The sequence below is a fragment of the Metabacillus kandeliae genome (genome assembly GCF_021166585.1).
GTDB lineage: Bacteria > Bacillota > Bacilli > Bacillales > Bacillaceae > Metabacillus_B > Metabacillus_B kandeliae.
In genome coordinates, this window is sequence record NZ_JAJOZE010000015.1 from 64,628 (window position 1) to 76,765 (window position 12,138).

9 protein-coding genes and 2 riboswitches are annotated in these 12,138 nt (G+C 46.7%); of the genes, 7 read left to right on the forward strand and 2 right to left on the reverse strand.

Going from position 1 to position 12,138, the window contains the following annotated elements; translation table 11 throughout:
* Positions 1-14: 14 nt before the first annotated feature.
* Both LRR81_RS19715 and LRR81_RS19720 read left to right on the forward strand, forming a co-directional pair.
* Positions 15-1,226 (forward strand): dihydrolipoamide acetyltransferase family protein, encoded by a 1,212-nt coding sequence (locus tag LRR81_RS19715; RefSeq protein WP_231791124.1) that lies wholly within the window; start codon positions 15-17, stop codon positions 1,224-1,226.
* Positions 1,226-2,659 (forward strand): dihydrolipoyl dehydrogenase family protein, encoded by a 1,434-nt coding sequence (locus LRR81_RS19720; protein ID WP_231791125.1) that lies wholly within the window; start codon positions 1,226-1,228, stop codon positions 2,657-2,659. Before LRR81_RS19715 ends, LRR81_RS19720 begins: the two co-directional genes overlap by 1 nt.
* Positions 2,660-2,718: 59 nt before the next feature.
* Here the strand turns inward: LRR81_RS19720 and LRR81_RS19725 are convergent, their stop codons facing one another.
* Together LRR81_RS19725 and LRR81_RS21325 are read right to left on the reverse strand one after the other, a co-directional pair.
* Positions 2,719-3,264, reverse strand: coding sequence for a hypothetical protein (locus tag LRR81_RS19725; protein WP_231791126.1), 546 nt, complete (start codon positions 3,262-3,264; stop codon positions 2,719-2,721).
* A 66-nt stretch (positions 3,265-3,330) separates the two neighbouring features.
* Entirely contained in the window at positions 3,331-3,696 is a 366-nt protein-coding gene (locus tag LRR81_RS21325) for a helix-turn-helix domain-containing protein (protein ID WP_331716363.1), read from the reverse strand.
* 295 nt (positions 3,697-3,991) lie between these two features.
* Here LRR81_RS21325 and LRR81_RS19735 point away from each other — a divergent pair, with 295 nt between their 5' ends.
* The 5 genes from LRR81_RS19735 to LRR81_RS19755 all read left to right on the forward strand — a co-directional run bounded on the left by LRR81_RS19735 (position 3,992) and on the right by LRR81_RS19755 (position 11,798).
* Positions 3,992-4,954 (forward strand): AAA family ATPase, encoded by a 963-nt coding sequence (locus LRR81_RS19735; RefSeq protein ID WP_231791127.1) that lies wholly within the window; start codon positions 3,992-3,994, stop codon positions 4,952-4,954.
* On the forward strand, positions 4,951-6,168 hold the full coding sequence (locus LRR81_RS19740) for a DUF58 domain-containing protein (RefSeq protein ID WP_231791128.1): 1,218 nt from the start codon (positions 4,951-4,953) through the stop codon (positions 6,166-6,168). The genes LRR81_RS19735 and LRR81_RS19740 overlap by 4 nt, the downstream gene beginning before the upstream one ends.
* Complete coding sequence (locus LRR81_RS19745) at positions 6,165-8,342, forward strand: transglutaminase TgpA family protein (protein WP_231791129.1); 2,178 nt, start codon at positions 6,165-6,167, stop codon at positions 8,340-8,342. The genes LRR81_RS19740 and LRR81_RS19745 overlap by 4 nt, the downstream gene beginning before the upstream one ends.
* 59 nt (positions 8,343-8,401) lie before the next feature.
* A riboswitch (purine riboswitch) is annotated at positions 8,402-8,503 on the forward strand.
* A 109-nt stretch (positions 8,504-8,612) separates the two neighbouring features.
* Positions 8,613-10,151, forward strand: a complete 1,539-nt coding sequence (guaA, locus tag LRR81_RS19750) for a glutamine-hydrolyzing GMP synthase (RefSeq protein ID WP_231791130.1) — start codon at positions 8,613-8,615, stop codon at positions 10,149-10,151.
* A 78-nt stretch (positions 10,152-10,229) separates the two neighbouring features.
* Positions 10,230-10,331: riboswitch (purine riboswitch) on the forward strand.
* Positions 10,332-10,466: 135 nt separating this feature from the next.
* Complete coding sequence (locus LRR81_RS19755) at positions 10,467-11,798, forward strand: NCS2 family permease (protein WP_231791131.1); 1,332 nt, start codon at positions 10,467-10,469, stop codon at positions 11,796-11,798.
* Positions 11,799-12,138: the final 340 nt, after the last annotated feature.

Sequence of the window (12,138 nt, forward strand, 5' to 3'; positions counted from 1 at the left end):
GAGCGGATGCCTTTATGTTGGAAGTCAAGCTGCATGATATCGGAGAAGGGATGACAGAGGGCGAAATTCTGCATTATTTTGTTAAGCCCGGAGACAAAGTGAACAGGGACCAGCCGCTGATTGAGGTACAGACAGACAAGGTCACGGCAGAGCTTCCGTCACCTGCCGCAGGCGTTGTAAAAGAAATTCTTGTTGCGCCGGGAACAACAGTCAAAGTCGGCACAACACTTTTAGTGATTGAAAGCGAGGCAATGGCAGCCCTTCCTGTTAAAAAACCTGTGCCTCTGCGCGGAGAAGAAATCGGCATGCAAAAGCAGCTCGTTCTGACCCCTCCAAAGGGCGGAAGAATCCTTGCGGTACCCTATACGAGGAAAATCGCCAGAGAAAACGGCGTTGATATTGAGCAGCTGATCGGCACAGGGCCTGGCGGACGCATTACAGAAGAGGATGTGCTCCGCTATGCAAGCTGTGAACCGGCACAGCTTAAAAAAGAAGAACCGGAAATTCCTGTAATGAAAGCAAAGCTGCCTCCTGCTGAAAGAGTGTCCATTCCGTTTAAAGGCAGAAGAAAGCAGATTGCAAAAAAGATGGTGCATTCTTTAAAAACCATTCCTCATGTTACGCATTTTGAAGAAATTGATATGACAGAGCTTCTGCAGTTCAGAAAAGAGCTGAAAGCACTGGGACAGAATGTGTCAGCCGCCGCATTTTTCATCAAGGCAGCGGCCATTGCGCTTCAGGATTTCCCTGTTTTCAATGCAAAGCTTGATGAAGAAAACGAAGTGATCCTGCTTGAGCAGGAGAAGAATATCGGACTTGCGGCAGATTCAGAGGACGGCTTAATTGTCCCGGTCATTCATAGAGCAGAAACGAAAACGATTAAGCAAATTCACTCTGAAATGAAGGAGCTTACGAAAAAAGCGCAGGAAAACAAGCTTTCTTCAAGCGAATTGACCGGAGGCACCTTCACCATCAGCAATGTCGGACCACTCGGAAGCATCGGCGCCACACCTGTAATTAACCACCCTGAAACAGGCTTGATGGCCTTTCATGCCACAAAGGAAAAGCCTGTTGTGAAAAACGGGGAGATTGTTATCGGCTGGGTGATGAATGTTTCCATGTCTTTTGATCACAGGGTGGCGGACGGGGCACATGCGGTAGCTTTTACAAACCGCTTCAAGGAATTGATTGAAAATCCAAAACTGCTGATACTGGAGCTGGTGTAATGGTAGTAGGAGAGCTTGCGCAGGAAAGGGATGTCATTATCATCGGCGGAGGCCCTGCAGGCTACACGGCAGCAATCAGGGCGGCACAGCTTGGCAGGGAAGTAACGCTAATAGAAAAAGAGGATCTTGGCGGCATTTGCCTGAACAAAGGCTGCATCCCGTCAAAGGTCTTTTCCCGTGTGTCAGCTAAATTTTCCGAAGTCAAAAAACTCAGCTCCTTCGGCATTACTGCCGGTGAGCCTGCTCTTCACTTTCCGGATACACAGGAATACCGCAAAAAAACCGTGCTGAACCTGCGAAAAGGGGTAGAGGCCCTTTGCAGAGAAAACAAAATTGAAGTTCTTAAAGGGACGGCTTCTTTTTTGGCAGCTGGAAAAATTGGAGTAGAAAACGGGGATGCGTTTGATATATACCGCTATCAGTCCGCGCTTATTGCTGCAGGGGGCATCTTAAAGCCGGCTATGAAAAAAAGCGGGCGCATTCTGAATGCGAGAAATTTATATGAGATAACAGAGCTCCCTGAAGAGCTCCTCGTTTACGGAGATGATTACATCGCGATCGAGGCAGCCTTCAGTTTTCAAAACATGGGGTCAAAAGTGACGGTCATTACAGAAAAAGGCTTCTCCTGGCTTGATGCGGCGGTAGAAAAAGAGCTGCTGCGCCAGATGAAAAAAGCCAAAATACAGGTTAAAAAGCAGTGGCGGCTTGAAGATACAGCAGAAGAGGATGGAAGGGTACAAGCCTTTTTCAGGAACGAGGCTGGCGAGCCTGTCTCGCTTCATGGGACCTGCATCTACATACAGAGTGAAGCAGTTCCAGATCTGAAAGAGCTTGGTGCGGACCGGCTCGGTCTTGAATTGGACGAGGCCGGAAAAATAAAAACCGACTCTTCCTGCAAAACGTCAATTTCTGGTATTTGGGCGGCGGGGGACATTGCATCAGGTCCGATGCTTGCCGTAAAAGCGATCCGCCAGGGCAAAACAGCAGCAGAAAGCATAGCGGGTCTGGCAGCGGAATACGATGGAACACTGCTTCCAACTGTAATTCACAGCCAGCCGCCGATTGCGGCAGCCGGGATGACGGAAGAAGAAGCGGCAGCATCCGGATACTCCGTAAAAACGGGGCAATTCAGCCTCACAGGTAACGGCTATGCCTCTGTTAAAAACGAAAAAGATGGACTGATCAAAGTAATTTCGGATGAAGAAACGGAGATTCTCCTTGGCATTCACATTATTGGAGACGGGGCGCTTGAACTGATCAGCACAGGCATCACCGCCCTTGAAATGGCAGCGAGAGAAGAGGATCTAACATTCCCGTTTTATCCGCATCCAAGCATAAACGAAGGGCTTCTGGAAGCGGTGGAAGCACTCGCTGGAAAGGCCATTCATCTTGTGCCGAAGAAGACTTTTGCAGCTGCCGGAAAAAAAGCGTAAGTCACTCGAAAGACATAGAAAAAAGGCTGCCATCGCAATTTTGCGGGGCAGCCTTTTCATTATTTTACCGGCACATTAAACGTGACGTTTTTCGTTTTTAAATAATCTTCTGAGGAGACATCGCCAAAATCAAGCTTGATGTTCTTAATGGTTTTGGCGTCGAGCTTCGCATCTTCGGGAGCCATGAATTCAAGCTTGCCGGACTGCTTTGTGCCGCCTTTTGTTTCGCCGCCAATCGTCCCTGAAGTTTCTGACATGCCTGCTGATAGAGTAATATCGTTTATTTCAACCTGTCCGCCGTCAGGGTAAAAGTTCAGAATGCTGGACGTTGTATTTTCAAGCGACAAATCAACTGTAACCTTATTATTGCTGACTGCAATATTTCCAAGGGATACTTTCATGCCTAATGCATCTGCTGAAAAGGATTTGGCATCAATTGTCTTTTCAACCGTGCTTTTTTCCTGTGCCTTTTCATTTTCAGAAACAGGCAGTGCCTCTGTTTCATCGGAGCTGTCTTTGCCGCTCGCGCTGTTGGTGTTTCCACAGGCGGCCATCAGTACTCCTCCGGCTAGAAATAAAGCAGTAAGTGTGACTTTCTTGAACATTTGTTACTTCCCCTTTAAATGAATTTAATTTATGTGGTAATGGATTTCTCCATTGCTACCCTTGTGTCAGCTTGATTTTCTGATGAATTCCCACAGCTCGGCAAGTCGGCTGATGTGCTTGTCAGGTTCTGAGGCAAGCGCCTGAAACAGGGCGGGATGCCTTCTTAAGACATTCAACACACTCTGTTCTTCAGGAGTAAGACCGCTCTCATTTGCGGAAGATCCGGCTGCTCCGGTTTCTTTTCCTGTGATCAAATAATCGATGGAAACATCGTAAAAGCCGGCCAGTCTTTTCAGCGTTTCATAGCCCGGCTTTCTTGAGCCTCTTTCATAGGCTGTATAAGCAGGTCTTGTAATGCCAAGGAATGAAGCGACCCTCTGCTGTGTAACATTCTTTTGTTTTCTGAGAAAAATCAGCCTGTTGGCAAACACAGCCAGTCACCTTCCTTACTCTACTGAAAAGTATACAGTAGCGGATAGTAACATTGAACGACAAGTATTGTTAATAAACGTTATTTTATTGTAAATATGTTAATTAATTGTAAATTTAATAGTCTCATAGACTCGGGACTTTTTGTGCTGCTATTTTGCCTCTTTCCTTCTTCAGACAAAACAATCTGAAATTCCTGCTTTTCCGAAATTTCCCTCAAGTAAAAAGGCTTTTATCTATGAATTTAGAATTATATAATTAAGACTAGTACGAACACTCTCGTTTAGGAGGAACAGAATGGACTACATCGATAATATGCACCCTGATCTTGAACAGGTTATAAATAATATGGAAAAGGTGATGGTTGGCAAAAGAGAGGCGGCCGTGCTTTGCCTTACAGCTCTGCTTGCAGAAGGGCATGTGCTTCTCGAGGATGTTCCCGGAGTAGGGAAAACGATGATGGTCCGCTCCCTCGCCAAGTCACTTGGCGTTTCTTTTAAACGCATCCAGTTTACTCCGGATCTTCTGCCATCAGATGTAACAGGCGTTTCCATCTTCAATCCTCAGGCGCTTGAGTTTGAATACCGCCCGGGTCCGATAATGGGCAACATCATTTTGGCAGATGAAATCAACAGGACTTCGCCGAAAACACAGGCTGCTCTTCTGGAGGGAATGGAGGAAGGGAGCGTCACTGTTGATGGTGTGACAAAAATGCTTGAGCGGCCATTTATGGTCATGGCCACTCAGAATCCAATCGAGTATGAAGGAACGTACCCGCTTCCCGAAGCGCAGCTCGACCGTTTCTTATTCAAGCTGAAAATGGGATATCCTTCTCCATCAGATGAAATGAAAGTACTTTCTATGGCTGAGAAAAACCGGCCGATTTATGACATACATCCTGTCATGGACAGGGAAGAGCTGGTCAGAATGCAGGACAGCATTAAAGGGGTTTTTGTGGATGAAACGATCAAGCGCTACATTGTAGAAATTGTTTCCAAAACAAGAAAGCACCCGTCAGTCTATTTAGGTGCAAGCCCGAGGGGATCAATCGCGCTCATGAAGGCTGCGCAGGCATTTGCCTTTATCAGCGGCAGGGACTACGTGATCCCGGATGATATTCAATTTCTATCGCCATATGCCCTTCCTCACCGGATGATCCTTAAATCTGAGGCGAGATTTGAGGGGAGAACTTCAGAGGACCTGGTGCAGGACATTTTGAAACGGACGCCTGTGCCTGTCCAGAGGTCAATGACGCCTTGAGAAAAATCCTTGGACGCATAAATTACGCGTGGAAGCTGGTTTCCCTCCTGCTTCTCACTGCAGCTGTTTTTGTTTACGCCATGTTTCAGGGCGGTTTTGTCAGCTGGTTCCTGTTTTATGCGTTTTTGCCGTTTGCGGGCTATACCCTGCTGCTCGCGCTTTATCCAATCAGTACTTTTCATGTTTCCCGTTCCATCAGCCAGGAACAGTTTACAGCAGGACAAGCCCTTCACGGGGAAATAACGATTAAAAGAAGAGTTCCTTTTCCTCTTATTTATCTGATTGCTGAAGACTGCCTGCCTGAGGGGATTCGGAAAAAGAATCCGCCCGGTACGGCGAAAAAATTGCTGTTTCCCTGGTTTAAACGCTCTATGACCTTTACCTATGCTATTCCATCGATTCCGCGCGGTGAGCATCAATTTGACCGCATCAGGATAAAAACAGGCGACTTCTTCGGCTTGTTTGAAAAAGAAGTTACATTCAGCCAGAGTAAGGACTTTCTTGTCTATCCGTCCATCATCCAGATTCTGTACAAAAGCCCTGTTCGCCGCTATGAGCAGGGAAATACCCACTCCAGCCAGCGTCTGATCAAAGATACAACGATGGCTGCCGGGATCAGGGAATACCAGCCGGGTGACAGGGTTTCGTGGATTGACTGGAAATCCACCGCAAGGCGAAATACGATGATGACAAAGGAATTTGAACAAACAAGGAGCCATGATGTTTATTTGTTTATGGACCGGACGAATTCCCATGTTTTTGAACAGATTGTTGTTTTTACCGCATCAGCAGCCAATGCCGTGCTGAAGAGCGGAGCTCATGCCGGCCTTGTTTCTTTTGGGAAAGAGATCGCGTTTTTCCCGCTTCAGGCAGGAAACAATCAGCTTTTGCAGATCAGCAGCCACCTGGCTCGTGCTGACTGTGACAGTGATACTCCTTTTTCAGAAGTGATTGAACGGGGCATAGAAGAGCATGAAGGAAAGAAAGCGCTCCGAATGCTGATCACAGGCGAAGTGTCTCTTGAACTCGTGCGGAAGCTTGAACAGAAGGAAAGCCCGCTGACCAGCAGCCTTTACCTCATAAAAGAAAAGGGCGCAGCTTTGGCGAACGAAGAAAAGGTGCTGCTTGAAAGGCTGAATAAAAGAGGCATTTCAGCGTCAGCTGTTTTTGAAGGCAATTTCGAGTCTGCCTTTAAAGGAGGGAGAAGCTCGTGATTTTCCAGGGAAGAGCAAACTGGAGCGCCGTATCGGTTTTTTATTACCTTTTTGCCTTTATGCTTTTATGGGAGTGGCTCATTCCGCTGCAGCAAATAACGGATACCGGAAACATCTCCATTTTTGTGCTATTTATTGCGCTTAGCCTCCTGCTGACGTTTTTCCGGATTAAATGGTATTACACAGCCATTGTCCAGGTTCTTTATATCTTTTTTGTCATCGGCACCTTGTTTTATCAGGATCTATCACCGCTTGTATGGCTGCCGCAATGGGCAGGCGAAGCCGGCTACAACATCGGTGTTATTCAAAATTCCTCATGGATGGACATCACCTCCTCCTTCAGGACCTTTTTGTTTTTCATTTTGCTGTGGCTGCTTGTCTATCTGCTCCATTACTGGATGGTCTACCAAAAAAGAATGACCTTCTTCTTTATCATGACACTTATCTATATAACAGTTGTCGACACCTTCACAGCCTATGATGCCAAATGGGCCATCGTCAGGGTCTTGACCGCAGGTTTTTTGCTTCTTGGCCTGCTCAGCTTTGAGAGACTGAAGGTGAATGAAAAGGTGAAAGGAAAGGCCGCCGCCAAATGGATGCTGCCGCTCATTGCCATTACGGTTATTGCCGCCGGAATAGGATTTCTTGCACCAAAGTCTCCTCCTCAGTGGCCGGACCCGATCCCGTTTTTAAAAGCAGCTGCGAATCTGGATGACTCTGTCAGCCTTGCCGCTGTGAAAAAAATTGGATACGGCACGAATGATCAATCGCTTGGCGGCCCTTTTATGAACGACAGTACACCTGTCTTTCAATCCTTCGTGGAAAACAGGCATTATTGGCGGGTTGAAACGAAGGATGTTTATACAGGAAAAGGCTGGGAAATTTCAAAAAAGGATCAGCCAAAAGAGACGATGCCGATTGGAGACTTCCAGCAAAAGTGGTTTGAAAACAGCGTGAAAACAGAAGAAGCGGAAGAATCTGTCGTCATATCACCAACTTACTCTTACAGCCACCTGATCTATCCGCTCGGTCTCACTTCCGTTGAAACTGATGAGGCAAACCAGCTCGATTTCAGTCCTGTGAACGAAATGCTCACACCGGCAGCAGGCGGGAAAAGCGTCAAGCTGAGCCGCTACACCCTGAAATATGACTATCCAACCTATAACATCAGCAAACTTTCAAAGGGAAAAGCAGCTGAAGGGCTTCCGAAAAACTTTGTTGACCGGTATACACAGCTGCCGAGGTCAACGCCGGCAAGAGTGAAAGAGCTTGCTGCAACTATCACAGAAGGAATTAACAATGATTACGATAAAGCAAAAGCCATTGAACAGTTCCTTGGATCTGCAGACTTCAGCTACAATACAAAGGAAGTGGCGATTCCTGCCAGAAATCAGGATTACGTTGATCAGTTCCTTTTTGATACAAAACAAGGCTACTGCGATAACTTTTCGACCTCCATGGTTGTGCTGCTGAGGGAAGCAGGCATTCCCGCAAGATGGGTGAAAGGCTATAACGAAGGGGACTATCAAGGAACAAATGATGCCGGGAAAATGGAATACACGGTGACCAACAACAGCGCCCATTCATGGGTAGAGGTGTTTTTTGCCGGTACAGGGTGGGTACAGTTTGAACCGACGAAAGGCTTTTCCAATCCATCAAGCTTTCAATATGAGGAAGAAAATGAAGCCGCTGTTTCAGCTGGTGCCGCGGCGCAAACTCCATCCCAGGTGATCCCTAAGCCTGAAAAGCCTGAGGAGCCTCAATCAGATTCCTCAGCAGCAGCGGGAGGAAAAGGCGGATTCTCGTTTGGCCGGTTTGAAATCTATGCTGGTCTCGGTATCATTCTGGCTGCCGCTGCCGTCATTTACTTTTCGAGAAGAAAATGGATGCCCCGCTTTTTAATTTTGAAGTACAGGGGCAGAAAAGATGACGATGTTTTCTTCCAGGCATACGGTGCTCTTTTAAAGCAGCTGGCGCTTTCCGGATTCAAGAGGGACAGCCACCAGACGCTGAGGGAATTTGCGAAAGAAGTGGACAGGTCGCATAACAGCCTGAACATGCTTCATTTGACATCAAGCTATGAACGCGCCCTTTACCGGAGGGACCATGCTGGGGAAGAATGGCGCAAGTCAGCTGAATTGTGGGAAAATTTAATTAAAAACACATCGTCTTGACCGCTTGGTAAGGTGTTGATAGAATAAGTAAAAATTAAGGCTGTTTGCGAGAGCAGTCCTTGCCATATGAGCGTTACCTTCATATATCCTCGATGATAAGGTTCGAGAGTCTCTACCGGGTTGCCGTAAATAACCTGACTATGAAGGCAGAGACGGATGTAACATGCCAGAATTCTGCCTTCTTTTCTTTGGGCTGAATTCTGGCATTTTATTTTTTCGGGGAATATAAAGGAGCGTTCTGCTGCAAAATTCAATAGATGGGGTGACAGAATGGATGCAATGCAGGAAATGATTCTAGTATTAGATTTCGGAAGCCAGTACAACCAGCTGATAACAAGAAGAATCCGTGAATTTGGGGTATACAGCGAGCTGCATCCGCATACCCTCACGGCAGATACGATTAAAAAAATGAATCCGAGCGGCATTATTCTCTCTGGCGGCCCGAACAGCGTTTACGGCCCGAATGCCTTCCGCTGTGATGAACGTATTTTTGACCTTGATATACCTATTCTCGGCATCTGCTACGGCATGCAGCTGATGACGCACTACATGGGCGGTAAAGTAGAATCAGCCGGCCACCGTGAATACGGAAAAGCGTTAATCAGTGTTCAGGATTCACCAGCGCTGTTTAACGGCCTTCCTTCCGAGCAGACAGCATGGATGAGCCACAGCGACCTTGTCGTTGAAGTGCCGAAGGGCTTCCATGTTGACGCCGTAAGTCCAAGCTGCCCGAATGCAGCGATGAGCAGCGAAGAACGCAGACTGTACGGTGTGCAATACCATCCGGAAGTGCGCCACTCCGAGTTTGGCAATGAGCTGCTGAAAAACTTTGTTTTTGATATTTGCGGCTGCAAGGATGCCTGGACGATGGAAAACTTTATTGAAATGGAAATGGAGAAGATCCGTCAGACAGTCGGCGATAAAAAAGTTCTTTGCGCCCTCAGCGGCGGTGTCGACTCATCGGTAGTTGCCGTTCTTATTCATAAAGCGATCGGCGACCAGCTGACGTGCATCTTTGTTGATCACGGCCTCCTTCGCAAAGGAGAAGCAGATGGCGTCATGAAAACCTTCAGCGAAGGCTTTAACATGAATGTAATTAAAGTCGATGCCAAAGAACGATTCCTAAGCAAGCTTGAAGGTGTATCAGACCCTGAGAAGAAGCGGAAAATCATCGGCAACGAGTTCATTTATGTATTTGACGATGAAGCTCACAAGCTTTCCGGCATCGATTATTTGGCTCAAGGCACTCTTTACACCGATATTATCGAGAGCGGAACAGCAACAGCGCAGACAATCAAATCGCATCACAATGTCGGCGGCCTTCCGGAAGATATGCAATTTCAATTGATCGAGCCGCTTAACACTCTTTTCAAAGATGAAGTCCGCGCGCTCGGCTCAGAAATGGGCATTCCTGATGAAATTGTCTGGAGACAGCCTTTCCCAGGACCTGGTCTCGGCATACGTGTTCTCGGAGAAATTACAGATGAGAAGCTGGAAATTGTCCGCGAATCAGATGCCATTTTGCGCGAGGAAGTGGCAAAAGCAGGCTTGGAAAGAGAAATCTGGCAGTATTTCACCGTTCTTCCTGATATCCGGAGCGTGGGGGTTATGGGCGACGCCAGAACCTATGACCATACAGTCGGCATCAGAGCTGTGACATCTATTGACGGCATGACATCAGACTGGGCAAGGATCCCTTGGGACGTCCTTGAAAAAATATCCACTAGGATTGTGAACGAAGTCAGCCATGTCAACAGAATCGTGTACGACATCACAAGCAAGCCGCCTGCAACGATCGAATGGGAATAATTACACGAACAATTTAGTGAAAAAATATAAAAATATTCGTATTTTATGTTGAAACGTGACGAATTACCTGCTAAAATCAAGCTATAATCTATCATACGTCGTATAATGTTGGGGATATGGCCCAAAAGTTTCTACCAAGCTACCGTAAATGGCTTGACTACGGCGATAAAATGTATGGCTTGATAGCGGGGGATTTGTACCCAATCACCATACCTTTATCGGCAAAGTCAAGCGCTCCTTACGAGGGGCGCTTTTTATATGGCTTGAATTCTTTGGAACTCCTAAAAACGGCGGATCACAGGAGGAAACCTTCAGATGAAAAAATATTTCCAGTTTGAAGAGCTCGGCACCAGCTATAAAACCGAATTTATCGGCGGCCTGACCACTTTCTTATCCATGGCCTATGTGCTCTTTGTCAATCCGCTCACACTGTCACTTGCTTCTATTAAAGATTTCCCGGATGCATTAAGAATGGATCAGGGTGCTGTATTCACGGCAACAGCAGTTGCGGCTGCGATCGGATCTTTAATAATGGCCTTCCTGGCAAAATATCCGGTTGCCCTTGCTCCGGGGATGGGGCTGAACGCCTTCTTTGCCTTTACAGTCGTGCTGAATGACAAAATCCCTTGGCAAACCGCGCTGTCCGGCGTACTCGTATCAGGTATTATCTTTATTCTTCTTACTCTTTTCGGGGTGCGGGAAAAAATTATCAATGCCATTCCGGCTGAACTGAAATTTGCTGTTGGAGCCGGTATCGGACTTTTCATTACTTTCTTAGGTTTTCAAAATGCCAAAATCATTGTAAACAGTGATGCCACACTAGTGACACTCGGCAATCTTCATAACGGAGAAACACTGCTCGCCATTTTCGGCCTCGTAATTACCATTATCTTTATGGTTAGAAAGGTGAGCGGGGGCATCTTCTACGGCATGCTGATCACAGCAGTTGTTGGGATGATCTTCGGTCTGATTGACGTACCGCACCAAGTCGTTGGTTCCGTACCGAGCCTTGCGCCGACATTCGGCCAGGCCTTCCTGAACTTTCACAATATCTTTACCGTGCAAATGCTTGTTGTTATCCTGACATTCTTGTTTGTGGATTTCTTTGACACTGCCGGAACCCTTGTGGCCGTTTCCAATCAAGCCGGCCTCATGAAAGACAACAAACTGCCAAGAGCCGGAAAAGCTCTCTTCGCAGACGCAGGTGCAACAACAATCGGAGCAATCCTTGGAACATCTACAACTACAGCTTATATCGAATCAACAGCAGGTGTAGCAGCAGGAGCCAGAACAGGCTTCGCTTCTATTGTAACGGCCGGATTCTTCCTGCTGTCCCTGTTCTTCTCGCCGCTGCTCAGCGTCATCACATCAGCTGTAACAGCACCGGCGCTGATCATTGTCGGCATTCTAATGGTCTCTTCATTAGGAAACATCGACTGGCGCCGATTTGAAATAGCCGTCCCAACCTTCATGACCATGATCGCCATGCCGCTCAGCTACAGCATCGCAACAGGCATTGCCATCGGCTTTATCTTCTATCCGATTACAATGCTGTTCAGCGGAAGAAGAAAAGAAATTCATCCAGTGATGTATATATTGTTTGTTGTGTTTATCCTTTACTTTGTGTTTCTGGCAGGGAAAGGCTGATTAATAGTAAGCAAAAAAACCTGGCCATCAGCGGCCAGGTTTTTTTGCGGCTATATATAGAAGAATAAATTAAAATAGCCTAACTCGATGATAGATTAATAGAAGGAAGCAGTGACTTTTTCGGCCGTTTTTCTGGGATATTAGCGAGGATTACAAGCAAACCGACAATTTACGAAAAAAACTTCTCGAATTCTATTGACGATTTTTTGATAGGATGGTATATTTGTATTCCGACGCAGGGAACACAACTTTTTGGAAAATGAGACAAAAACATTTTAAAAAAGTTGTTGACTTTGAGGTTGGAAACATGATATATTAATTGAGTCGCCTCTGAGCGACC